At 70.3% G+C, this 22524-nt stretch carries 21 protein-coding genes; 14 read left to right on the top strand and 7 right to left on the bottom strand.

The genetic code is table 11. From position 1 onward, the window contains the following. Positions 1–9 precede the first annotated feature (9 nt). Entirely contained in the window at positions 10–1467 is a 1458-nt protein-coding gene (locus FPZ47_RS11960) for a flavin-containing monooxygenase (protein WP_144949271.1), read from the top strand. A gap of 18 nt (positions 1468–1485) precedes the next feature. Here FPZ47_RS11960 and FPZ47_RS11955 read toward each other — a convergent pair whose 3' ends face one another. Together FPZ47_RS11955 and FPZ47_RS11950 are read right to left on the bottom strand one after the other, a co-directional pair. Further along, the gene (locus tag FPZ47_RS11955) at positions 1486–1998 is read right to left on the bottom strand and encodes a GNAT family N-acetyltransferase (protein ID WP_210419887.1); all 513 of its coding nucleotides are present in this window, start codon (positions 1996–1998) and stop codon (positions 1486–1488) included. Beyond that, positions 1995–2618 (bottom strand): TetR/AcrR family transcriptional regulator, encoded by a 624-nt coding sequence (locus tag FPZ47_RS11950; RefSeq protein ID WP_144949373.1) that lies wholly within the window; start codon positions 2616–2618, stop codon positions 1995–1997. Before FPZ47_RS11950 ends, FPZ47_RS11955 begins: the two co-directional genes overlap by 4 nt. A 173-nt stretch (positions 2619–2791) precedes the next feature. Between FPZ47_RS11950 and FPZ47_RS11945 the strand changes: the two genes are divergently transcribed. Together FPZ47_RS11945 and FPZ47_RS11940 are read left to right on the top strand one after the other, a co-directional pair. Beyond that, the gene (locus tag FPZ47_RS11945) at positions 2792–3796 is read left to right on the top strand and encodes an aromatic ring-hydroxylating dioxygenase subunit alpha (protein ID WP_144949274.1); all 1005 of its coding nucleotides are present in this window, start codon (positions 2792–2794) and stop codon (positions 3794–3796) included. 6 nt (positions 3797–3802) lie between these two features. Next, positions 3803–4891, top strand: coding sequence for an NAD(P)H-dependent amine dehydrogenase family protein (locus FPZ47_RS11940; RefSeq protein WP_144949277.1), 1089 nt, complete (start codon positions 3803–3805; stop codon positions 4889–4891). 7 nt (positions 4892–4898) lie between these two features. Here the strand turns inward: FPZ47_RS11940 and FPZ47_RS11935 are convergent, their stop codons facing one another. After that, positions 4899–6266 carry an HNH endonuclease signature motif containing protein gene (locus tag FPZ47_RS11935; protein ID WP_144949280.1) on the bottom strand — a complete coding sequence of 456 codons (1368 nt, stop codon included), beginning with the start codon at positions 6264–6266 and terminating at the stop codon, positions 4899–4901. 112 nt (positions 6267–6378) lie between these two features. Between FPZ47_RS11935 and dapB the strand changes: the two genes are divergently transcribed. From dapB to FPZ47_RS11920, 3 genes are read left to right on the top strand one after another with little or no spacing between them, the layout of a single operon-like run. Continuing rightward, positions 6379–7113 carry a 4-hydroxy-tetrahydrodipicolinate reductase gene (gene dapB, locus FPZ47_RS11930; protein ID WP_144949282.1) on the top strand — a complete coding sequence of 245 codons (735 nt, stop codon included), beginning with the start codon at positions 6379–6381 and terminating at the stop codon, positions 7111–7113. Beyond that, the gene (locus FPZ47_RS11925) at positions 7110–7586 is read left to right on the top strand and encodes a hypothetical protein (protein ID WP_144949285.1); all 477 of its coding nucleotides are present in this window, start codon (positions 7110–7112) and stop codon (positions 7584–7586) included. Before dapB ends, FPZ47_RS11925 begins: the two co-directional genes overlap by 4 nt. Further along, positions 7583–8038, top strand: a complete 456-nt coding sequence (locus FPZ47_RS11920) for a flavodoxin family protein (protein ID WP_144949288.1) — start codon at positions 7583–7585, stop codon at positions 8036–8038. The genes FPZ47_RS11925 and FPZ47_RS11920 overlap by 4 nt, the downstream gene beginning before the upstream one ends. Here FPZ47_RS11920 and FPZ47_RS11915 read toward each other — a convergent pair. Next, positions 8023–8892 (bottom strand): thioesterase family protein, encoded by an 870-nt coding sequence (locus FPZ47_RS11915; RefSeq protein WP_210419885.1) that lies wholly within the window; start codon positions 8890–8892, stop codon positions 8023–8025. The two genes, FPZ47_RS11920 and FPZ47_RS11915, sit on opposite strands and share 16 nt — an antisense overlap. A gap of 100 nt (positions 8893–8992) precedes the next feature. On the opposite strand from FPZ47_RS11915, the gene FPZ47_RS11910 reads away from it, so the two are divergent. Both FPZ47_RS11910 and FPZ47_RS11905 read left to right on the top strand, forming a co-directional pair. Next, positions 8993–10525 (top strand): class I adenylate-forming enzyme family protein, encoded by a 1533-nt coding sequence (locus FPZ47_RS11910; protein WP_210419884.1) that lies wholly within the window; start codon positions 8993–8995, stop codon positions 10523–10525. Beyond that, complete coding sequence (locus tag FPZ47_RS11905) at positions 10522–13746, top strand: acetyl-CoA carboxylase family protein (RefSeq protein WP_144949291.1); 3225 nt, start codon at positions 10522–10524, stop codon at positions 13744–13746. The genes FPZ47_RS11910 and FPZ47_RS11905 overlap by 4 nt, the downstream gene beginning before the upstream one ends. A 12-nt stretch (positions 13747–13758) precedes the next feature. On the opposite strand, the gene FPZ47_RS11900 is transcribed toward FPZ47_RS11905, so the two are convergent. Continuing rightward, positions 13759–14076: a PE-PGRS family protein gene (locus FPZ47_RS11900; protein WP_144949294.1), complete on the bottom strand. Its 318-nt coding sequence runs from the start codon at positions 14074–14076 to the stop codon at positions 13759–13761. 105 nt (positions 14077–14181) lie between these two features. Here FPZ47_RS11900 and FPZ47_RS11895 point away from each other — a divergent pair, with 105 nt between their 5' ends. From FPZ47_RS11895 to FPZ47_RS11885, 3 genes are read left to right on the top strand one after another with little or no spacing between them, the layout of a single operon-like run. After that, positions 14182–14964: an SDR family oxidoreductase gene (locus tag FPZ47_RS11895; protein ID WP_144949297.1), complete on the top strand. Its 783-nt coding sequence runs from the start codon at positions 14182–14184 to the stop codon at positions 14962–14964. Beyond that, positions 14961–16142 (top strand): acyl-CoA dehydrogenase family protein, encoded by a 1182-nt coding sequence (locus tag FPZ47_RS11890; RefSeq protein ID WP_144949301.1) that lies wholly within the window; start codon positions 14961–14963, stop codon positions 16140–16142. Before FPZ47_RS11895 ends, FPZ47_RS11890 begins: the two co-directional genes overlap by 4 nt. Further along, the gene (locus FPZ47_RS11885) at positions 16139–17236 is read left to right on the top strand and encodes an acyl-CoA dehydrogenase family protein (RefSeq protein WP_144949304.1); all 1098 of its coding nucleotides are present in this window, start codon (positions 16139–16141) and stop codon (positions 17234–17236) included. The genes FPZ47_RS11890 and FPZ47_RS11885 overlap by 4 nt, the downstream gene beginning before the upstream one ends. Here FPZ47_RS11885 and FPZ47_RS11880 read toward each other — a convergent pair. Continuing rightward, positions 17145–18128, bottom strand: coding sequence for an STAS domain-containing protein (locus FPZ47_RS11880; protein ID WP_144949307.1), 984 nt, complete (start codon positions 18126–18128; stop codon positions 17145–17147). The genes FPZ47_RS11885 and FPZ47_RS11880 overlap by 92 nt on opposite strands. Before the next feature lie 774 nt (positions 18129–18902). Next, on the bottom strand, positions 18903–19646 hold the full coding sequence (locus tag FPZ47_RS11875; RefSeq protein ID WP_144949310.1) for a dienelactone hydrolase family protein: 744 nt from the start codon (positions 19644–19646) through the stop codon (positions 18903–18905). Positions 19647–19711: 65 nt separating this feature from the next. On the opposite strand from FPZ47_RS11875, the gene FPZ47_RS11870 reads away from it, so the two are divergent. The 3 genes from FPZ47_RS11870 to FPZ47_RS11860 all read left to right on the top strand — a co-directional run. After that, positions 19712–20512 (top strand): thymidylate synthase, encoded by an 801-nt coding sequence (locus FPZ47_RS11870; protein WP_144949312.1) that lies wholly within the window; start codon positions 19712–19714, stop codon positions 20510–20512. Continuing rightward, on the top strand, positions 20509–21003 hold the full coding sequence (locus FPZ47_RS11865) for a dihydrofolate reductase (protein WP_144949315.1): 495 nt from the start codon (positions 20509–20511) through the stop codon (positions 21001–21003). The genes FPZ47_RS11870 and FPZ47_RS11865 overlap by 4 nt, the downstream gene beginning before the upstream one ends. Positions 21004–21360: 357 nt before the next feature. After that, positions 21361–22524, top strand: a 1164-nt coding sequence (locus tag FPZ47_RS11860; protein ID WP_145039441.1) for a winged helix-turn-helix domain-containing protein, incomplete at its 3' end; no start/stop codon positions are given.

The raw sequence follows: 22524 nt of genomic DNA, 5'->3' as shown, positions 1-22524 counted from the left end.
CGGCCTCCGATGACCCGACGCGATCCCGCCGTAGCCGTCGTCGGAGCCGGCATGTCCGGGTTGTGCGTCGCAATCGCGTTGCTGCGCAACGGCATCGATGACGTCACCAGCTACGAGAAGGCCGACGACGTCGGCGGCACCTGGCGGGACAACACCTACCCGGGCCTGACCTGCGACGTGCCCTCGCGGGTCTACCAGTACACCTTCGCGCGCAAGCCGGACTGGTCGCACGTGTTCTCCCCGGGCGGGGAGATCCAGGCCTATTTCCAGGGCATCGCCGACACGTTCGGGCTCCGGGACCGGATTCGGTTCGGCACCGAGATCGTCAGCGCCCGGTTCGAGGGCGGCCGCTGGATCCTGCGCACCGGCGCCGGCGCGGAATCCGCGGTGGACTTCCTGATCTCGGCGACCGGTGTGCTGCACCATCCGCGGACCCCGTCGCTGCCGGGTGCCGGCGACTTCGGCGGCCACCTGTTCCACTCGGCGCGCTGGGATCATTCCGTCGAGCTGCGGGGGCGGCGCGTCGCGGTGATCGGCAACGGATCGACCGGGATCCAGCTGGTCTGTGGCCTGGCGGGCGTCGCGGAAAAGCTGACCCTGTTCCAGCGCACAGCGCAATGGGTGGTCCGGCTGCCCAACCCGCGGTATCCCGAGCTGGCCGGGCGCGCGCACCGGGCCCTTCCGTGGCTCGGCGGGTTGGCCCACCGGGCATACAGCCTGGCCTTCGACACGTTCGCGGGCGCGCTGACCAAGCCGGGCCTGCGCCGCAAGGCGATGGGGGCGCTGTGCCGGGCCAGCCTGCGCAGCGTGCGCGACCCCGGCCTGCGCGCCGCGCTCACCCCCGACTACCAGCCGATGTGCAAGCGGCTGGTGGTCTCGGGCGGCTTCTACCGGGCGATCCAGCGCGCCGACGTCGAGCTGGTCACCGCCGGCGTCGACCACCTGGAACGGCGGGGCATCGTCACCGCCGACGGCGTCCTGCACGAGGCGGACGTCATCGTGCTGGCCACCGGGTTCGACACCCACGCGTTCTTCCGGCCGATGCGCCTGACCGGCCGGGACGGGATCACCGCCGACGAGGTGTGGCGCGACGGGCCGCGGGCGTACCAGACCGTCGCGATGCCCGGCTTCCCGAACTTCTTCATGATGCTCGGGCCGCACAGCCCGGTGGGCAACCTCGCGCTGACGTCGGTGGCCGAGTCGCAGGCCGATCACATCCTGCGGTGGATCCAGCGTTGGCGCCGTGGCGAATTCGACACCGTGGAGCCGACCCCGTCGGCCACCGAGACGTTCAACGCCGCGCTGCGCGCCGCGATGCCGCGCACGGTGTGGACGACCGACTGTGACAGCTGGTACCTCAACAAGGACGGTATCCCGGAGGTGTGGCCGTTCACCCCGGCCGAACATCGCGCCATGCTGGCCAAGACGGATTCCGCCCAGTACGACCTGCGGACGGCGCACCGCTAGGGTCGCACCACTGCGTCGTCAGCCACGCCGCAGCGTGTAGCCCACGTGCGGCACCCGCACCCCGGGCAGCGGCTCCCAGTCGAGGGTGCGGCCGTCGAGCGCGAAGTTCTTCTTCTCGTAGAAGCGGCGCGCCGTGTCGTTCCGTTCTGCGCACCACAACACCGCGTCGCCCGAGGGGAGCGTGCTCAACGCCGTGTCGAGCAGGTGGCCGCCGACGCCGCGACGCTGGCAGTCCTCGGCTATGTAGAGCGCGTCGATCTGCAGGCGACCGGGATCGGCGGGGTCGGGCCCGAGGATCGTCACGCCCGCTACCCGGTCGCCGGACTCGGCGATCCACATGCACCAGCCGGGCCGGCTCAGGTTCTGCGGGTAGATGTCGGCCGCCCAACGACGGGCCGGGCCGAGGATGTCGAGCAGGGGAGCGGTGAGGATCCCGGTCCAGGACCGGCGCCACGCCGGGTAGTGCATCTGGGCCACGCGGGTGAAATCGCGCGGCGTCGCTTCGCGGATCGTGGTGTCAGTGACGTTCATTCCACCCGGGACTGTTCCAGATAGGCGACCAACGCGTTGGTCAGACCCCGCCGTGCCATGTCGAGGTCGGCATACGAGCCCAGCTGGCGCTCGGACACCAGCCCGCGCATCGCGCCGGGGATGAGGGTGGCCACCTCCCGGACCCGTTCGGGGTCGACCCCGAGCCCGGCGAAGGCGTTCTGGCAGGTCTCCAGCCAGCTCTTGCCCCAGGAGAACAGCTCGGCCGCGGTGCGCGGGTAGAGGCGTTCGAGTTCCCTGGGGTCTCGGGGCAGCGCCGCCCGCAGGTTTTCGATCGCACGCGAATCCGGGGATGCGAGCCCCCGGTAGAGGGTTTCGACGATGGCGCCGACGCGTTCGCGCAGGGATACCTCGCGCTGGGATACCTCGCGCTGGGATACCTCGCGCTGGGGTACCTCGCGCTGGGTGGTCGTGGCCAGCGTCGAGAATGTCGCGGCGCGTCGCTCGGCGGTGCGGTGCAGCACGGCGGCCCAGAATCCGTCGGTGTCGCCAAACTGGTACTGCACCGCGCCCCAGGTGGCGCCGATCTCCTTGGCGATGCGGTTGGCCGACACCGAGCCCGGATCGCCGGAGGCCAGCGACGTGAGCGCGGCCTCCAGCATGCTCTCGCGGGTCGCCTGGCCGCGGCGGTTGGGGCGTCGGCCCGCGACACCGGTGCCTGTCACACGGCCGAGCCTACTGACCCCTCGCATAGTTTCATAGAGGGTGCTTTGATTTCTCGTGGGTGCCGCCTATCATTCGTACGCGAGGAGGGCAGCTCGGATGGCTCGATCGGATGGCTAAGCCGCCGTTGTCGATGAAACCGACGGGATGGTTCCAGGTCGCCTGGTCCGACGAGATCGGCGTCGGGGACGTCCGCACGATGAAGTACTTCGACCAGGAGCTGGTCGCCTGGCGGGCCGATTCCGGCCGGATCACCGTGATGAACGCCTACTGCGAACACCTCGGCGCTCACCTGGGCTACGGCGGCAAGGTCGTCGGCGAGGTGCTGCAGTGCCCGTTCCACGGATGGCAGTGGAACCAGCAGGGCCGCAACGTGTGCATCCCGTACCAGGAGCACCCCAACCGCGGCCGGCGGATCCGCACCTATCCGGTGGTGGAACGCAACGACTCGGTCTACCTCTGGCACGACGTGGCGCGCCGTGAACCGTACTTCGACGCGCCCGACGTCTTCGCCGCGTTCGGCGACGGCAGCAGCGCCGCCGACTACTACCCGCAGCAGCGGCTGTACCGGCGGAGTCTGGAGCTGCATCCCCAGTACGTGCTCGAAAACGGTGTCGACTTCGCGCATTTCAAGTTTGTCCACAACACCCCCATCGTGCCGGTCTTCACCCGCCACGACTTCGGCGACGCGGTGTCCTACGTCGACTTCACCATCACCTTCGAGGGCGACGACGGCCAGAGGATCGAGGACGTCAACAGCGGCGTGCAGGCCGTCAACGGCGGTCTGGGAATCGCGGTGACCAAGAGCTGGGGGATGGTCGACAACCGGACGATTTCGGCGATCACCCCCGTCGACGAGTTCACCTCCGATGTGCGGTTCATGGTCTACATCGGCCGCCCGGGGGCCGGCGCGGGCAGCGATCCGGCCCGGGTCGAGCGCAAGGCGCGCGAGTTCGGGCAGGAGGTGATCCGCCAGTTCACCCAGGACATCGAGATCTGGCAACACCAGCGCTATTCGGACCCGCCGGCGCTGGCCACCGCCGAGTACGAGGGCTTCACCGCAATCCGCACGTGGGCCAAGCAGTTCTACGCCGAGCAGTGCTATGAGGAAGGCTGAACGCGAATGAATGCACCCGCGCGACCGGTCCGCGTGTTCCAGGTGGCCACCGGCAACGTCGGCACAGAGATGATCAAGCGGCTGCAACACCAGCCGGACTTGGAACTGGTTGGCGTGCACTGCTATTCGCCGGACAAGGTCGGTCGCGATGTCGGTGAGCTGGCCGGCATCGGGCCGGTCGGGGTGAAGGCGACCGGCAGCGTCGAGGAGATCATCGCGGCCCGGCCCGACGTGCTCACCTTCCATGGCGTGTTCCCGGACGAGGACCTTTACGTCAGGGTGCTCGAGGCCGGTATCAACGTCGTGACCACCGCCGACTGGATCACCGGGTGGCACCGCGACAGGAATCATCCGCACCCGTCGGGCAAGCCGGTGACCCGGCTGCTGGCCGAGGCCTGCGAGAAGGGCGGCGCGACATTCTACGGCACCGGGATGAACCCGGGCCTGAACCAGATCCTGGGTGTGGTGTGCTCGGCCGACGTCGCCGAGATCGAGAACGTCACCACGATCGAGTCCGTCGACGTGTCGTGCCACCACTCCAGGGACACCTGGATCGAGGTGGGTTACGGCCTGCCGGTTGACGATCCGGAGATTCCGGCGAAGCTGGAGAAGTACACCCGGGTGTTCGCCGACAGCGTGCTGATGATGGCCGACTGCTTCGACCTGCCGCTGGACGAGGTGAAGTTCAGCTACGAGCTGGGCGCGTGCACCAAGGACGTCGACCTGGGCTGGTACACCCTGCCCAAGGGATCGCTGGGCGGCAACTACATCAAGTACCAGGGCATGGTCGACGGCGCGCCCCGGGTCGAGACGCACCTGGAATGGCAGATGACCCCACACACCGACCCGGGCTGGGACATCAAGGGCTGCTACATCACCCAGATCAAGGGCGATCCCTGCATCTACAACAAGCACATGATCTTCCCCAAGCCCGGGGTCGACCTGTCCAACCCGGACAACTTCGCCTCCATCGGCATGACCGTGACCGGCATGCCCGCGCTGGCATCCATCAAGTCGGTGGTGGCGGCACGGCCGGGTCTGATCACCAGCGCGGACCTGCCGCTGCGCGGATTTGCCGGGCGGTTCAAGAAGTAGGCGCACGTCACGGCGCTTCGTCGTCATCGAAGTCATCGAAGAGGCGCTCCGGATGGTGGTGGTCATTGGTGCGCGGAACGCGGTTCAGCTGGGGCGGCGGGATCCACTCGGTGCGACCGTTCGGGAGTTTCCTTGTCCGCCAGCCCTTGTCGAGCAGCTTGTGATCCGGCTTGCAGGCGAAGGTGAGCTTGTCGGCATCGGTCGGGCCGCCGGTGGCCCACTCGTCCATATGGTGCACCTCGGACCAGTAGCCCGGCACGTCGCAGCCCGGACGCGTGCAGCCGCGATCCTTCGCGTACAGGACCACGCGTTGATCCGGAGAGGCCACTCGGCGCGCTCGGCCCAGATAGAGGGGGCGGTTCGAGTGCTCGTCGAACACCGCCAGATAGTGGTAGGCGTGGCTGGCCATGCGGATCACGTCGCGCATCGGCAGCAGCGTCCCACCGCCCGTCACCGCCAGGCCCGCGCCCGCGGTCAGCTCCTGCAGGGTGGTCGACACGACGACGGCCACCGGCAACCCCCTGTGCACGCCGAGTTTCGGGTCACCGAGCCGGCCTCGGACCAGGGCGTTGAGCGCGTCGTGCTGGCGCTGGGCGGGACTCCGCGAATCTCCGCTCACGGCGGCCTCACTGGGTTCGCCGGTGACGCAAGGAGATCGGTCGTCCGGGTTGCACATGCCCGGGGCCGCGAACTTCGCCAGCCACGCGTCGAGGTGGGCGCGCAAATCCGGCGAGGCGATCAGCTTGCCGATGCTCATCCCGTCGGACCGGTTGCCGCACCACGCGAAGCCGCGCTGGCGGGCGCGGTCGGCGTCGGAGAACTTCCCGTCGGGATTGATCCGCAGCGCACACCGGTGCGCTACCTTCTCCAGCTGGTCGGGCCGCAACTGGGTGGCCTGGCGGGCCAGGAACCTCTCGGCCTGGTCCACCGTGTCGGCCGGGACGTCCTGCGGCAGGTCGCGGACGAACGTCTGAATCACCCGCAGGTGCTGCGCGTCGAGCATGCCGTCGCGCCAGGCCCGCGCGGTGGCCGGCAGCTCCGGCGGCAACTCCTGGCCGGTGAGCGTCACCCGCGGGGAAAGCTGTCTGGCGTCCCGCAGCCGACGTCCGGCCTCGGCGCAGCTGATCCGCAGCCAGTCGGCGACCACTTTGTGCACCGGGCCGCCGACGTCGGCGGGATCCTCCTTGGCCAGTCCCGCGATCACGTCGTGACCCAGTGCCACCTGCCGCCGGTGCGAGGTCTCCATCCGCTCCAGCGCGCACAACCGGACGGCGGAGCTGTAGGCCTCGAAGTTCAGCGCACCAATCGCGGCCTGTGCCGCGTCGAGGCCGTCGAGAGCGGCGGCCAGGTCGGGCGGAACGTCGATCGAACGCATATTCGAATGGTATCGGCGCCCGGCGACGGACGGCGGGACGAATGCGGGGCCTGTGGATGAACACCGGACTGTGGACGGATCCCCCCGAACCGCCGGTCTAGTCTTGACGACCATGCGGGTAGGCGTGCTGGGGGCCAAGGGGAAAGTCGGCTCGACGATGGTCGGGGCCGTGCGGGCGGTGCAGGACCTGACCCTGTCCGCGGAGGTGGACGCCGGCGACCCGCTGAGCCTGCTGACCGACGCTCGCACCGAGGTGGTCATCGACTTCACCCACCCCGACGTGGTGATGGGGAACCTGGAGTTCCTCATCGGCAACGGGATTCACGCCGTCGTCGGTACCACCGGCTTCACCGCCGAGCGCCTGCGGCAGGTCGAGTCGTGGCTGGCCGGGACCGGCACGAACGTCCTCATCGCCCCCAACTTCGCGATCGGCGCGGTGTTGTCGATGCACTTCGCCAGGCAGGCGGCGCGGTTCTTCGAGTCGGCCGAGGTCATCGAGCTGCACCACCCGTACAAGGCCGACGCCCCGTCGGGCACCGCGGCCCGCACCGCCAAGCTGATCGCCGAGGCGCGAAAAGGCCTGCCGCCCAACCCCGATGCCACCAGTACCGGCCTGCCCGGAGCGCGCGGCGCCGACGTCGACGGCATCCCGGTGCACTCGGTGCGGCTGGCCGGGCTGGTCGCCCACCAGGAGGTGCTGTTCGGCACCACGGGCGAGACGCTGACCATCCGCCACGACAGCCTGGACCGGTCGTCGTTCGTGCCGGGCGTGTTGCTGGCGGTGCGGCGCATCCCGGAACACGCCGGTCTCACGGTGGGCCTCGAGCCCCTGCTCGACCTGCGATGAAGCCCGACGCGCGGGCACTGCGCATCCAGGTGCTCATCGCGTTCATGTGCGTGGCCATGCTGGTGTATTGCGTGCTGCTGGGCCGCGAGGCCGTCGCGATGATCGGCTCCGGCCGGGCCGCCGCGGCGGGCCTGGGCGTCGCGCTGCTGATCATGCCGGCCATCGGGCTGTGGGCCATGGTCGCCACGCTGCGCGCCGGATTCACCCACCAGAGACTGGCCCGCCTGATCGCCGAAGACGGCATGGAGCTCGACACCCGCGGGCTGCCGCGACGCGCGTCGGGCCGGATCGAGCGGGACGCGGCCGACGCGCTGTTCGCCACCGTGCGCACCGAGGTGCAAGCCGCCCCCGACGACTGGCGACGGTGGTACCGGCTGGCGCGGGCCTACGACTGCGCCGGCGATCGCCGGCGGGCGCGGGACGCCATGAAGACGGCCGTCCAGATGCACAGAGCACTGCGGGGCCGCCAATGAGCAAGACGCTGCTGATCGTCCACCACACACCGTCCCCGCATTGCCAGGAGATGTTCGAGGCCGTCGTCTCGGGCGCCACCGACCCCGAGATCGAGGGCGTCGAGGTCCTCCGGCGGCCGGCGCTGACCGTGTCGCCGGCCGAGATGCTGCAAGCCGACGGCTACCTGTTGGGCAGTCCGGCGAACCTGGGCTACATGAGCGGGGCGCTCAAGCACGCGTTCGACTGCGCCTACTACCAGCTGCTCGACTCGACCCGTGGGCGCCCGTTCGGCCTGTACCTGCACGGCAACGAGGGCACCGAGGGCGCCGAGCGGGGTGTCGACGCGATCACCACCGGGCTGGGCTGGGTGAAAGCGGCCGAGAGCGTGGTGGTTTCGGGTAAGCCGAGCAAGGACGACCTGCAAGCGTGCTGGAACCTCGGGGCGACGGTCGCCGCTCAGCTGATGGCCTGAGCCGGCTGGGACTGACCCGGCCAGGAATGCACCGGCCGGAACGCGTCGGCGGGTTGGGCCAGGGCCAGCGCCGAACTCGTGCCGAGCGGACCGTGCCGATCGAACAGCGTCGCGCTGCCGGTCGCCACGCCGGCCGCGCCGAAGTGGCTCTGCGCTGCCAGGCCCAGGTACTCGCCGTCGGGCAGCCGGCTCGCGGTGACGGTGTAGTCGGCGTTGATGTAGCGCAACCCGCCGGTGCCCCAGTGGGTCAGCGAGCTCGTGAAGTCACCGGCGAACGCCAGGCGGGTGAACGGCGTCAACGGGTGGCCCTGCACCATCGGGCGAATCAGCCTGGCCCACGCGAACTTCTGCGAATGCGACTGCTCCCACTCGCCGGCGGCGAGGCCGGGACTGCCCGCCGCGGTGGCCCCGTAGCGCCAGATGAGGAACGGAACGTCGGGCGGAAGGCCGTCGGAGCCCGCCGGAAGCGGCGGCATCCGCACCGCGGCGGACCAGACCTCGCCCTCGGGATGCTCGCCCCGCCGCAGGAACAGCGCACTCGCGCGCGCCACCTGCCGGCCGTTCTGCACCAGCGCGGCGTCGACGAGCCTGATGCGCCGGCCCTCCCGCTGCACCGCGACCTCGATCCGCACCGGCTCCAGCAGAACCGGGCGCAACAGGTCGACGGTGAAGCGGGCGGGCTGCAGATCCGGATCGATACCGGACTGTTCGATGCCCCAGCCCAGCAGCCCACCGACGATCTGACCGCCCATGGCGGCGCCCCACGGCCCCCGTGTCAGCGCGCCAGGCAGGTAGGAGTCGCCGTCGACAGTGAAGAACGCCTCGGGCATGATGGCGGGATCCTCGATCGTCACCGCTATCACGATAGGACTATCACGATAGGACTATGACGATAGGCCTATGACGACAGTCCAGGCGGACGACGACAGCCCGGGCGGAGACTAAGGAGCGGGCATGCCTGCAGTGACCGAGATTCCCCGCCGCCACAACCCGTTTGCGACGACGGGCGTCTCGCGGGGCGCCGACGGCATCCCGCACTACGACCGCCTGCCCGCCACCCTGCTCGACATGCTCGCCGAGCAGGTCGACAACCGGCCCAACGGCGAGGCGGTGGTGGAACTGGGCGGCGAGCGCCTGACCTACCGGCAGCTGTGGCGCCGTGCCGCGCGCGTCGCCGGCGGGCTGCACGCCGACGGGCTGCAGCCGGGCGACCGGGTCGCGGTGCGCTACCCCGCCGGGATCGACTGGGTGCTGGCTTTCTGGGGCATCGTGATGGCCGGCGGCATTGCGGTGCCGGTCAATACGCGCTCGGCGCCGCCCGAAGTCGCGTTCGTGCTGTCCGACTCGGGTGCGCGGATGGAGCTGGCACCGCAGACGCCGCTGCCCGACGGCGAACCGTACGTGACACACCAGCTGCAGCACACCGACACCGCCGCGCTGTTCTACACGTCGGGTACCACCGGTCACCCCAAGGGGGTGCCCACCACACACGAGGCCTTCCTGACCAACACCGAGAACATGCTGCGCGGTATCGGCGAGCCGGCGGACCTGGGTGAGGCGCTGCGCACCCTCATCTCGGTGCCGCTGTTCCATGTGACCGGCTGCAACTCGCAGCTTCTGCTGGCCGCCCGCGTCGGCGGGGCGGCGGTGATCATGCCCGCCCTCGACCTCGACGGGTTCCTTGCCGCCCTGTCCGCCGAGCGGATCTCCTTCCTGGTGACCGTGCCCGCGATCTACTCGTTGCTGTTGCGGCATGCCAACTTCGGAGCCGCGGACGTTTCCGGGGTCCGGTGGGTGGGCTACGGCGGCGCGCCGATCGCCCCGTCGCTGGTGCGGTCGGTGCAGGACGCGTTCCCGGGTGCCACGGTGTTCAACGGCTACGGCATGACCGAGACGGCCTCGCTGCTGACCGTGCTGCCCGACACCGACGCCGTCGCGCACGCCGACTCGGTCGGGTACGCGGTGCCCTCGGTGGATCTCGGGGTGGTCGCCGTGGGCGACGACCCGCTGACGGGCGAGTTGGTGGCGCGCGGGGCCAACGTGACCGGCTCCTACTGGAACCGGCCGGAGGCCACCTCGGCGACGATCGTGGACGGCTGGCTGCACACCGGCGACGTGGTGCGCGTCGACGACGCCGGCCGGGTGCACATCGTGGACCGGCTCAAGGACATCATCAACCGGGGCGGGGAGAATGTCTCCAGCGTCGAGGTGGAGGCCGTGCTGCTGTCGGCGCCCGGCGTCGCGGAAGCCTGCGTGCTGGCGGTTCCCGACGAGGTGATGGGGGAGAAGGTGGGGGCGGTGCTGTTCGGTGGCGCCGACACCGTCGACGTGGCCGCCGTGCTCGACTACTGCCGCGACCGGCTCGCCGACTACGAGGTCCCCCAGTACGTGACCGTGGTCCACAGCGCGTTGCCGCGCAACGCCGGCGGCAAGCTGCTCAAGGGCAGGTTGCGCGAGCAGGTGCGGTGGGGCGAGCCGTGGCGGTGAGCGCGCCCCTGCTGATCGCCAACCGCGGCGAGATCGCGCTCCGGATCGTCCGCACCGCAACGGAACTGGGTATGACGACGGTCGCGGTGTACGCCGAGGACGACGCCGGCTCCCCGCACGTGCATGCGGCAGACGAAGCGATCGGCCTGCCCGGCGCCGGCCCGGCGGCCTATCTCGACCAGCATGCCGTCCTCGCGGCGGCCGACAAGTCCGGCGCCGGGCTGATCCATCCCGGGTACGGGTTTCTCAGCGAGAACGCCGAATTCGCGCGCGCCTGCGCGGCGGCCGGGCGGACGTTCGTGGGTCCCGACGCCACCGTGCTCGAGCTGGTGGGCAACAAGTCGTCGGCCCGTGCCGCCGCCGTCGCCGCCGGTGTGCCGGTGCTGCCGGCCACCGAGGGGCCCAGCAGCGTCGCCGACATCGGGACCTTCTTCGCGGCGCACGGCGGCGCCGTCATGATCAAGGCGCTGGCCGGCGGCGGCGGCCGCGGGATGCGGAAAGTGACCGACGCCGAACAGATCGAGGCCGCCTACCGGCAGTGCGCCGCCGAGGCGCAGCGTGGCTTCGGTGATCCGGCGCTGTTCGCCGAGGCCGTGCTCGGCGCGGCACGGCACGTGGAGGTGCAGGTCGTCGCGGCGCCGGCCGGCCACCAGACGCACGCGCTCGCGCTCGGCGACCGTGACTGCAGCCTGCAGCGGCGCCACCAGAAGCTGATCGAGGTCGCCCCCGCCCAGGGGCTGCCCGACGCCCTGCGGCGCAACCTGCATCAGGCCGCGGCCCGGTTGTGCGCCCGGGTCGCCCTGCGTGGACTGGCCACCGTCGAATTCCTGCTCTCCGGTGAGCAGTTCGTCTTCCTGGAGGTCAACCCGCGGATTCAGGTCGAGCACACGGTGACCGAGGAGACGACGGGGATCGACCTCGTCGCCGTCCAGCTCGCGATCGCCGGGGGCGCGCCGTTCTACGAGCTCGGTCTCCCGGCCGGGATCGCCTCGGACGGAACCGAAGTCATCGGCGAGCCGGCGGCACGGAGGGGCATCGCGATCCAGGCCAGGGTCAACATGGAGACCTTCGCCCCCGACGGCTCCGTGGTGCCCGCGGCGGGCACCCTGACGACCTTCACCCCGCCCGGCGGGCCGGGCGTGCGGGTCGACACCTACGGCCGGCCCGGACTGGTCGCCGCACCCCACTACGACTCGCTGCTGGCCAAGGTGGTCGCCCATGTGCACGGACCGTCGTTTCCGGCCGCGGTGCGCAAGGTCCGGACCGCCCTGGGCGAGTTCGGCATCGAGGGAATCCGCACGAACCTTGGGCTGCTGCGAGAACTGTTGGCGCAGCCGGAGGTTCAATCCGGCTGGGTGACCACGGACTTTCTCGACGAGAAGCTCCCCGCGCTCGCGGCCGCGGCGCTGTCCCGGGAGGGCGCCGTCCATGCCGCGGAGGTCGAGCTGTACCCGGGTGAGGAGCCGCTGCGCGCCCAACTGGCGGGCACCGTCGTCGAAGTGCCGCCCGAGGACACCGAGTTCGGGCCCGGCGACCAGCTGATCGTCCTCGAGGCGATGAAGATGCAGCACGTGCTCACCGCACCCGGCACGCTGCGCACCGTCCGGGTCCTGGTGACCCCCGGGCAGGTCATCACAACCGGCGACCCGCTGCTCGTGTTCGCCCGCACGGGCTCTGACACCGAAAGCGAATCAGCCTCCGCCGCAGTTGATCTCGATCGGCAGCGGGCCGACCTCGACGAGGTGCGGCAGCGGCATCTGCGCACCCTGGACGAGGGTCGCCAGGCCACGGTCGCCAAGCGGCACGCGCAGGGACGCCGCACCGCCCGGGAGAACATCGCCGACCTGGTCGACGCGGGCAGTTTCGTCGAGTACGGCGCGCTGGCCGTCGCCGCGCAGCGCAGCCGGCGTTCCGAGGAGGACCTGATCGCCAACACCCCGGCGGACGGACTGGTCGCCGGGCTGGCCACCATCGGCGCCGAACGGTTCGGGCGGGCGGCCGCCGAGGCCGTCGTGGTGTCCTACGACTACACGGTGCTGGCCGGAACGCAGGGCATGCGCAACCACGCCAAGACCGACCGGGTCTTCGACCTGGCGGCGCGCAGGCAGGTGCCGGTGGTGCTGTTCGCCGAGGGCGGCGGCGGGCGGCCGGGAGACACCGACGTGGGCGGTGCCGCGGGGCTGGACGTGCCCACCTTCCGGCTGCTGGCCGGCCTGCGCGGCCGGGTGCCGCTGGTGTGCATCGTGTCGGGACGTTGTTTTGCCGGCAACGCCGCGCTGGCCGGGGCGTGCGACGTGATCATCGCAACCCCCGATGCCAACATCGGGATGGGCGGGCCGACGATGATCGAGGGCGGCGGGCTGGGCGTCTACCCGCCGGAGGCGATCGGCCCGATCGAGGTGCAGCGCCACAACGGCGTGGTGGGCCTGGTCGCCCGCGACGAGGCGCACGCGGTGGCGCTGGCCAAGCGCTATCTGTCCTACTTCCAGGGCGCGCTGCGGGACTGGGAGGCGCCCGACCCGCGGCTGGCCCGGCATGTGGTGCCGCAGAACCGGTTGCGCGCCTACGACATTCGCCGGGCGATCGAGTCGATTGCCGACATCGGCTCGATCCTGGAGCTGCGGCCCGACTACGGTGTCGGGGTCGTCACCGCATTGGTTCGCGTCGAGGGAGCGGCCTACGGGCTGATCGCCAACAGCAGCCACCACCTGGGCGGGGCGATCGACGCGGAGGCCGCCGACAAGGCCGGCGACTTCCTGGGCCTGTGCGAGTCGTTCCGGTTGCCGGTGATCTCGCTCTGCGACACCCCGGGGTTCATGGTGGGTCCGGAGGCGGAGAAGGAGGCCACCGTCCGGCGGTTCGGCCGCATGTTCGTCGTCGGGGCGCGGCTGACGGTGCCGGTCGGCATGATCATCCTGCGCAAGGGGTACGGCCTGGGCGCCATGGCGATGGCCGGCGGTTCGTTTCGCGCGCCGCAGTTCACCGTCGCCTGGCCCACCGGGGAGATCGGCGGCATGGGCCTGGAAGGTGCTGTGCGCCTTGGGTTCCGCAAGGAACTCGCCGAGGCGGATCCCGACGCACGGCAGAAACTGTTCGACCGTTTGGTTGAGGCAGCCTACCAGCACGGCAAGGCGCTGCGGTCGGCCACCACCTTCGAACTGGACGACGTGATCGACCCCGCGGACTCCCGGGTCTGGATCAGCAGGCTGATACGGGGCTGAGGACCGGAGGGGTCAGGCGTGGCCCGAGCCGCAGCCCACGCCCGGCAGGCATCCGGCCCCGCCCGGTACGCCACCGGGCCCGGCGAACTGGCCGCCGGAGCCGCAACCGACGCCCGGGACGCAGCCGTGACCGCCCGGCCCGCCGGCGGGGCCGCCGTTCTGGCCGCCCCAACCGCAGTTGCCGTTGGCGTCGCACCCGCCGCCACCCGGACTGTCCTGGGCGGCAAGGTATGTGGAGGTCGCCGCAGCGGCCGCCGGCTCGTCGGCCGCTGCCGTGGGCGCGACGACAATCGCCGCTGCCGCAGCCCCGGCCACCACGAGCGGTTTCATGAGGGCTAATTTCGCTAACATGCGTATTGGGTACCACCTCGACACATGGACAAAACCTGCCTCGCCGCAGCGCCCGGCGGCTCTCGCAACAGAGGACATAGCGAAATGAGCTCGCCGGATCTGACCGGCCGCACCGCGATCATCACCGGGGCGTCCCGGGGGATCGGGCTGGCCATCGCCCAACAACTGGCCGAAGCCGGCGCCAACGTCGTGCTGACCGCGCGCAAGCAGGAGGCGGCCGAGGAGGCCGCGGCGCAGGTGGGGGAGCGGGCCCTGGGCGTCGGCGCCCACGCGGTCGACGAGGACGCCGCGCGGCGCTGCGTGGACCTCACCATGGAGCGCTTCGGCGGCGTCGACATCCTGGTCAACAACGCGGGGACCAACCCGGCGTTCGGCCCGATGATCGATCAGGATCATGCCCGCTTCGCCAAGATCTTCGACGTCAACCTGTGGGCCCCGCTGCTGTGGACGTCGCTCGCCGTGAAGTCCTGGATGGGCGAGCACGGCGGCGCGATCGTCAACACCGCCTCGATCGGCGGGCTGCACCAGTCGCCGGGCATGGGCATGTACAACGCCACCAAGGCGGCGCTGATCCACGTCACCAAGCAACTGGCACTGGAACTTTCGCCGCGCGTCCGGGTCAACGCGATCTGCCCCGGGGTGGTGCGCACCCGGTTGGCCGAGGCGCTGTGGAAGGACAACGAGGACCCGCTGGCCTCGTCGACGGCCCTGGGGCGCATCGGCGAACCGGTCGACGTGGCCAACGCGGTCGCCTTCCTGGTCTCCGACGCCGCGAGCTGGATCACCGGCGAGGTGATGGTCATCGACGGCGGTCAGGTGCTCGGCAACGCCGCGGGCTTCCGGGCTCACCCGGGCGGCGGGCGGTGAACACCGCCGACCTGGACGCGCGCGTGCAGGCCCTGCTCGACGGCCACGACCCGGCGACCACCGCCCCGCGGGAATTCCTGGGCGCGCAGTACGACGCGGGGCTGGCGTGGGTGTACCTGCCGGAGGGATTCGGCGGGCTGGGCCTGCCGCGCAGCGCCCAGCAACTGGTCGACGCCCGGCTGGCCGCCGCCGGCGCGCCGGTCGGGGGGACCGCGAAGAACTTCATCGGGATGGGCATGGCTGCACCGACCATCGCGGCGTTCGGGACCGATCAGCAGAAGCGAAAGTTCCTGCGGCCGTTGTTCACCGGAGAGCAGGTCTACTGCCAGCTGTTCAGCGAGCCCGGCGCGGGGTCGGACCTGGCCGGGGTGGCCACCCGGGCGGTCCGTGACGGTGAGGAGTGGATCGTCAACGGGCAGAAGGTGTGGACGTCGATGGCCCAGCACGCGCAGATGGCCATCCTGGTCGCCCGCACCGACCCGACGGTGCCCAAACACGCGGGCCTGACGTACTTCTTGTGCGACATGACCCAGCCCGGTGTCGAAGTCCGGCCGCTGCGCCAGATCACCGGGGAGGCGGAGTTCAACGAGGTCTTCCTCACCGACGTCCGGGTGCCCGACGCCAATCGGCTCGGCCCGGAGGGCGGGGGCTGGAAGGTCGCGACGACGACGCTCAACAACGAACGGGTCGCGATCGGTTCGCGCCCCGGCGTTCCGCGGGAGGGCGGGATCATCGGCAAGGTCACCGCGGCCTGGCGCGACGAGCCGGGGCTGCGCGATCCGGCCATGCACGACGAACTGATGCGGTTGTGGGTCGACGCCGAAGTGCTCCGGCTGGCCGGTGAGCGGCTGGGGCAACAGGCCCAGGCGGGTCAGCCCGGGCCCGAAGGCGCCGGCATGAAGATCGCGTTCGCCCGCCTCGCCCAGGCCATCTCGGGTTTCGACATCGAGCTGCACGCCGAGTCCGGGTTGCGCTACGACGACTGGACCATGCGCAGAACCGAAGTCGTCGACCTTGTCGGGCGCGAGCCCGGCTACCGCTACCTGCGGGCGCGCGGCAACTCCATCGAGGGCGGCACCTCGGAGATCCTGCGCAACACCGTCTCCGAGCGGATCCTTGGCCTGCCCGGCGAACACCGCGTCGACAAGGACGTCGCCTGGAAGGACGTACCCAGATGAGTATCGGTGATTTGCTGTACTCCGACACCGAGGAAGCCTTGCGCGACAGCGTCCGCCAGCTGTTCGCCGACCGCTGCCCCCCGGAGTCGGTGGCCCGCGCCTACGATCCCGACCCGCAGGACTTCTCGGCGCTCTGGCGGGCGCTTGCCGCCGACCTGGGCGTGGCCGGCCTGCTGGTGCCCGAGTCCCTCGGCGGCGCCGGCGCGAGCGCCCGCGAGGCCGCGGTCGTCATGGAGGAGATCGGCCGGGCCGTCGCGCCGGTGCCGTACCTGTCCAGCGCGGTCCTGGCCACGGTCGCGCTGTTGCGTGCCGGCGACACCGAGACCGTGCCGGCACTGGCCGGGGGGGAGCTCACCGCGGCGCTGGCGGTGCCGCTGTCCACCGCGCCCGGTGCTGCCGTCACGGGGGTGAGCGCAGGCCCCGAGGGGCTGAACGGATCGGTCACCAGCGTCGCCGGTGCCGGCCAGGCCGACGTGCTGGTGGTGCCGGTCGCGGGCCGGGACGGACTCGAGCTGCACACCGTCGCGCGCGCCGCGTCCGGCGTCGAGGTGTCGCCGCTGGTCACCCTGGACATGACCAGACCCCTTGCGGACGTTCATTTTTCGGGGGTGGCCTCGGCACCGATCGGGCCGGCCGAGGCCGCCGTGGCCGAGGCGCTCCGGACAGCCGCGGCGCTGTTGGCCTCCGAACAGCTCGGGGTGGCGCAGTGGTGTTTCGACACCACGCTGGCCTATGTCAAGCAGCGCAAGCAGTTCGGCCGCGCGATCGGCTCCTACCAGGCCATCAAGCACCGGCTGGCCGACCTGTGGTTCGAGGTCGGGTCCGCCACGGCCGCGGCCCGCTACGCGGCCGACACCTGCGCCCGCGGCGACGACGACGCCGACGTCGCGGCGGCGATCGCGCAGGCCTACTGCAGCGGAATCGCCGTACACGCCGCCGAGGAGTGCGTGCAGTTGCACGGCGGCATCGGGATGACGTGGGAGTATCCCGCCCACCTGTACCTCAAGCGGGCCAAGAGCGATCAACTGGCGCTGGGTACCCCCTACCGCCACCGAGCGCGCCTGGCCGCACTGGTTGATCTGCCTTCCGGCTGACCGGTTGCTCCATGGCGCCGCTGTTGACCCAGAGTTCCTCGGTGCGGTCGTGGAAGATGTTCAGCGTGACGCTGTCGTCGCAGCGTCGCATGGCCGACTCGCTCATGTCCGCCCACACGTAGTGGCCTTCCTTGTGCCGCAACGCGATCAGCCGATCGGTCGCGGCCCGCTTGCGTGGCACCCGGCCGTCGTCGGGTGGCAGCCCGCAGAAGATGTCGTCGAATGTCATCGACGACAGTTCTTCGTACGCGTAGCCGACCATGTCGCAGAACGGGCTGTTGACGAACAAGATGGCTCCCGCGCCGTCGACCGCCAGGGCCGGGATCGGCAGTCGCTCCAGGGCGAGGAGCGCGGGTATTTCGTGCAGCGCCTCTATGGGCAGTTGGTCAGGTGGCGTCGGGCGTCTGCGCTCGACATCGTGACTGTGGGCAGCTGCGGACTGGCTCAAGGTACCGGCGGTCAGCTGGTGCAGCGCCTCGGGCACCGAACTCGCTGTGGGCAGGGAGGTGTGGCAGTCGGTGAGCCGAAGCACCCGGTTCACGGCGCGGCTGGGAACTATCGCCCAGGGCACCGCGGTAACTCGGCAGGCGTCATCGACGGCGATCAACGTCAAGATAGCCCGCGCAGCAAAGAATTTGACGCCGCTCAGGTCGAGGATCAACGGATTGCCGACCAGCATTAGGCGAGTTGCGAATTCGTGGACGCGGTCGCTGTTTGCGGCGTCGACTTCGCCGCTGATCGTCACCACCGTCGTCTGGTGGCGGCCGTGTTCCCGCATTCTTACTCGGTCGCCGTTGCCGATCGAGTCGTCGCGACCGGCGCAAAGGGTCTGGGCACTGCGGATGCGGGTTTGATGAATTTTCATGGTGTTTGGTGCGCTCGTTTCGGTCATGCCACGACGGACTGTAGTCCGTTTTCGACTCGGAGCTCCGGTTCAGCGCCACCAGTTACTGGCGTCCCGGTGGCGATGGCGGCGCAGCGTCGAAGCGGTCGACAACCCTTGAGCCGGTGCGGATGTCAGTCGCGACCGCATTGAGCAGTCCGCGCGGGATCGATCGCTCGACGTCGACGTCGACGTCCGCGACGGATATAGCACGATTTGCAGACTCAGGATGAGTGAGCAAATGAGCGCGTTGCCCGCGGATTTCCAGGGTCACACGAATTCAGATCAAGATACGGGCGGTTGGCTTCGCCTTGGTGATGCCACGGCCGATAAGGCGGTGGCATCAGTCCCAGACCGGCTGTGTGCTCAGCGCTCTTTATGTAACACGGCTGATCCGGGCCTTGTCAATCCGTCGCGTTGACTCACAAAAATGCGCGCGTAGCCCCGTTCGTTGACTCGTCTGAGAATGCCCGCGTGCGGAGTGTCATCCGAACGTCAGAGCGGGGGTTGCGCTACCGCCGGAGGATGGGATTGACGATGGCAGAGCGCAAGGGCGTGACGAAAGCGATCAGGTGCCAAGCGTTGAGCCAGTCGATGGTTCGCGAAAAAGGTCATGCTTTACAGCAAATTTTGAATCCGCGATCATCGACCAGACCCGCTCGCTCAACCCGGCATCGTCACCCCCGGCCACGGCGCAGTGGTACCCACGGGGCGCTGCCTTGATCGTCGGGAACCGGACGAAATTTGGCGCGTTGCGGGTGTGGGGTCCGCCGTGCGGTGTCGTCATTTTCGCCGTAATGCCGAGTCGAACAGGCTCGTCATCGCAGCCCAGTGCCGCTCGTCGGCGGCGGCGTCGTACGGGGGGTTGTCCGGGACCGCGAACCCATGGGCCGCCGGGTAGAACTCGATGGTGTGCGAGACGCCCGCCGCCGTCAGCGCCCTGTCGAGCTGGTCGGCGTGAGCGGGGGTGAACGACGCGTCGTTCTCGGCGCCGCCGACATACACCGCGGCGGTCATCCGGTCGGCCAACAGGTGCGGGCTGTCCGCCGCGTCGGTGACCAGCCCCCCGCCGTGGAACGACGCCGCGGCCGCGACGCGCTGCGGAAGGCGGCCGGCCACGATCATCGACGTACGCCCACCCATGCAGTAGCCGCACACGCCGAATCGGTCGCCGGACACCTCGGGGCGGCCCGCCAGGTACGCGAAGAAGGCGTCGGCGTCGTCGGCCGTCCTGTCCGGGGTGACGCTGCCGATCATCGAAAACAGCCGTTGGCGTTCCCCCGCGTCGCCGAACACGGTGGCCATGTCGAACGGGGCCCAGCCGCCGCTGCGGTAGTACACGTCGGGGAGCAGCACGGCATAGCCGTATCCGGCCAGCTTGGCGGCCATCCGGTCGAAGGTGTCACGCACCCCGCCGGCGTCGGTGTACATGATCACGCCCGGCCACGGGCCGCCCCCCTCGGGGGTGAACAGCCTGACGGTGCAGGCGCCGTCGCCGGTGGTGATGGTGTCGGTGATTTTCGGCATGGTCTTTGTTGTACTCCCCGCGGTCGCCGCGGGGGTTTTCGGCGTCCACCGGCTAAGCTGACCGCGTGCCGATACCGACGCCCTACGAGGACCTGCTGCGCCTGGTGCTCGAGCGGGGCGCGGCCAAATCCGATCGCACCGGCACCGGCACCCGCAGCCTGTTCGGCCAGCAGCTGCGCTACGACCTGGCGGCCGGTTTCCCGCTGCTGACCACCAAGAAGGTGCACTTCAAATCGGTGGTCTACGAGCTGCTGTGGTTCCTGCGCGGCGACTCCAACGTCGGCTGGCTGCAGGACCGCGGGGTGACCATCTGGGACGAATGGGCCGACGGCACGGGCGATCTCGGACCGATCTACGGCGTGCAATGGCGATCCTGGCCGACCCCTTCCGGCGAGCACGTCGATCAGATCAGCGCCGCGCTGAACCTGCTGCGCACCGACCCGGACTCCCGGCGGATCATCGTTTCGGCCTGGAACGTCGGCGACATCCCGCGGATGGCACTACCGCCGTGTCACGCCTTCTTCCAGTTCTACGTGGCCGACGGACGGCTGAGCTGCCAGCTCTACCAGCGCAGCGCCGACCTGTTCCTCGGGGTGCCCTTCAACATCGCCAGCTACGCGTTGCTCACCCACATGATGGCGGCCCAGGCCGGTCTGTCGGTCGGTGAGTTCGTGTGGACGGGCGGCGACTGCCACATCTATGACAACCACGTCGAGCAGGTGCGGCTCCAGCTGACCCGCGAACCGCGTCCTTACCCGGAACTTGTTTTAGCCCAACGTGATTCGATCTTCGACTACGCCTACGAGGACGTCGTCGTGCGCAACTACGATCCGCACCCGGCGATCAAGGCTCCCGTCGCGGTATGACGGTGGGTCTGGTCTGGGCGCAGTCGACCTCCGGTGTGATCGGGCGCGGCGGCGACATCCCGTGGCGGGTGCCCGAAGACCTGACCCGGTTCAAACAGCTGACCATGGGACACACCGTGGTGATGGGGCGGCGCACCTGGGAGTCGCTGCCGGCCGGCGTCCGTCCGCTGCCGGGCCGCAGAAACGTCATCCTGTCCCGCCGGGCCGGCTTCACGGCCGACGGGGCCGAGGTGGTGGCGTCGCCCGACGAGGCTTTCGCCGATTGCGCGAGCGATCCCGAGACCTGGGTCATCGGCGGCGGGCAGGTCTACCCGCTGGCGCTGCCACGCGCCACCCGGTGCGAGGTCACCGAGGTCGACATCGACCTGCCGCGCGCCGACGACGACGCGGTGGCCCCGGTGCTCGACGCCACCTGGCGCGCCGAGACGGGGGAGTGGCGGGTGAGCCGGTCCGGGCTGCGGTACCGGTTTCACAGCTACCGTCGGGAGTGAGCGGCGGCCGCCGACGCCGACATCGAGGCGCAACGAGGTCGCCGTCCGCACGGTCAACTCGCCGGCGCGAAGCAGAAGGCCGATCACCACCGTGAACAGGCCCGCCGCGCGGTGGACGCGGCCAGTCGGCGGCGCGCCGAGGTCCTGGCAGCTGATGGCGGTCTACCGCGACCTGGAGCCGGTTCCGGACGCTCTCGAGTCGGCGTACCGGGAACGCAGGAAGCCGGCGGGGCCGGCACCGGAAGCCAATGGGGCGGTGCCGTCGGATCAAAAAGTCACCGCCGGGTGGGCCCGCCCCGGCCGCAAACGGCGGGAGATCGCCGCAAGAGCGGTATCCTCGGCGCCGTGCCGATCCGGATCCGAACGCTGACAGCAGCGCAAGCCCGGCGGACAGCCGTTGCGGCTCAAGGATTTAACGGGCGGCGGCCGGCGGGCGCGATCACCCGCGCGCAGCTGGGGCGGCTGATGTCGCGAATCCAGGTGCTGCAGCTGGATTCGGTCTCGGTGGCGGTGCGCGCCCACTACGCGCCGGTGTTCAGCCGGCTCGGGTCCTACGACCGCGACCTGCTGGACCGCGTGGCGTGGGGCCCGCGGTCGTCGCGGCTGCTGGCCGAGTACTGGGCGCACGAAGCCGCGCTCATGGCGGTCGAGGACTGGCCGCTGCTGCGCTGGCGGATGCGCCAGTACTCCCATGGCCGCTGGCGCACCCACATCGTCAGGGACGACCCGCAACTGGCCGACGCCGTCGTCGCGGCCGTCGCCGAACTGGGCCCCAGCACCGCCGGGCGGATCGAGGAGCACCTGGCCGCCGAACCCCGGCGCACGAAGGGTGCCTGGTGGAACCGCAGCGACACCAAGTGGGTCGCCGAGGCGCTGTTCGCGTCCGGCGTGTTCACCACCGCCACCCGGGTCGGTTTCGCCCGCCACTACGACCTGGTCGAACGGGTGCTGCCGGCCGAGGTGCTCTCCCGCGAGGTCGACGACGAGGAGGCGATCCGGGAACTCACCCTGCGGGCCGCCACCGCGCTGGGCGTGGGCGCCGAGGCCGACATCCGCGACTACTTCCGCCTGTCGGTCGCCCAGGTCAAGCCGGCCCTCGCGGGCCTGCTGGCCGCCGGGGAGATCGAACGGGTGGAGGTGCAGGGCTGGTCCGCGCCGGCGTACCTGCGGTCCGGGCAGACCGTGCCGCGCTCGGACCGGGGCACCGCGTTGCTGTGCCCGTTCGACCCGTTGATCTTCTTCCGCCCCCGCGTCGAGCGGCTGTTCGATTTCCATTACCGGGTCGAGATCTACACGCCGCCCGAAAAGCGCAAGTACGGCTACTACGTGTGGCCTTTTCTGCTGGACGGACGACTGGTCGCACGGGTCGACCTGAAGGCCGACCGGGCGGCCGGCACCCTGCGCGTCGTCGGCGCGTTCGGCGAACCGGATGTGTCCAAGCCGCGGGTGGCCGCGGCGCTGGCCGCGGAACTGGAGTCGATGGCGCGCTGGCTGGGGCTGGGCGGGTTCAGCGTCTCGGGG

The sequence above is a fragment of the Mycobacterium helveticum genome, from assembly GCF_007714205.1.
Taxonomy (GTDB): domain Bacteria; phylum Actinomycetota; class Actinomycetes; order Mycobacteriales; family Mycobacteriaceae; genus Mycobacterium; species Mycobacterium helveticum.
The sequence above is the reverse complement of the archived record's forward strand: the minus strand, read 5'-3'. Positions and strand labels throughout refer to the sequence as shown.

Bases quoted from the DNA above. Each gene is read 5' to 3' on its own strand.
- FPZ47_RS11910 (WP_210419884.1), top strand. From the start codon at position 8,993: ATGCCTGCAGTGACCGAGATTCCCCGCCGCCACAACCCGTTTGCGACG.
- FPZ47_RS11960 (WP_144949271.1), top strand. From the start codon at position 10: ATGACCCGACGCGATCCCGCCGTAGCCGTCGTCGGAGCCGGCATGTCC.
- FPZ47_RS11920 (WP_144949288.1), top strand. From the start codon at position 7,583: ATGAGCAAGACGCTGCTGATCGTCCACCACACACCGTCCCCGCATTGC.
- FPZ47_RS11875 (WP_144949310.1), bottom strand. From the start codon at position 19,646: ATGCCGAAAATCACCGACACCATCACCACCGGCGACGGCGCCTGCACC.
- FPZ47_RS11865 (WP_144949315.1), top strand. From the start codon at position 20,509: ATGACGGTGGGTCTGGTCTGGGCGCAGTCGACCTCCGGTGTGATCGGG.
- dapB (WP_144949282.1), top strand. From the start codon at position 6,379: ATGCGGGTAGGCGTGCTGGGGGCCAAGGGGAAAGTCGGCTCGACGATG.
- FPZ47_RS11955 (WP_210419887.1), bottom strand. From the start codon at position 1,998: ATGAACGTCACTGACACCACGATCCGCGAAGCGACGCCGCGCGATTTC.
- FPZ47_RS11940 (WP_144949277.1), top strand. From the start codon at position 3,803: ATGAATGCACCCGCGCGACCGGTCCGCGTGTTCCAGGTGGCCACCGGC.
- FPZ47_RS11880 (WP_144949307.1), bottom strand. From the start codon at position 18,128: ATGACCGAAACGAGCGCACCAAACACCATGAAAATTCATCAAACCCGC.
- FPZ47_RS11925 (WP_144949285.1), top strand. From the start codon at position 7,110: ATGAAGCCCGACGCGCGGGCACTGCGCATCCAGGTGCTCATCGCGTTC.
- FPZ47_RS11885 (WP_144949304.1), top strand. From the start codon at position 16,139: ATGAGTATCGGTGATTTGCTGTACTCCGACACCGAGGAAGCCTTGCGC.
- FPZ47_RS11945 (WP_144949274.1), top strand. From the start codon at position 2,792: ATGGCTAAGCCGCCGTTGTCGATGAAACCGACGGGATGGTTCCAGGTC.
- FPZ47_RS11950 (WP_144949373.1), bottom strand. From the start codon at position 2,618: ATGCTGGAGGCCGCGCTCACGTCGCTGGCCTCCGGCGATCCGGGCTCG.
- FPZ47_RS11900 (WP_144949294.1), bottom strand. From the start codon at position 14,076: ATGAAACCGCTCGTGGTGGCCGGGGCTGCGGCAGCGGCGATTGTCGTC.
- FPZ47_RS11895 (WP_144949297.1), top strand. From the start codon at position 14,182: ATGAGCTCGCCGGATCTGACCGGCCGCACCGCGATCATCACCGGGGCG.
- FPZ47_RS11935 (WP_144949280.1), bottom strand. From the start codon at position 6,266: ATGCGTTCGATCGACGTTCCGCCCGACCTGGCCGCCGCTCTCGACGGC.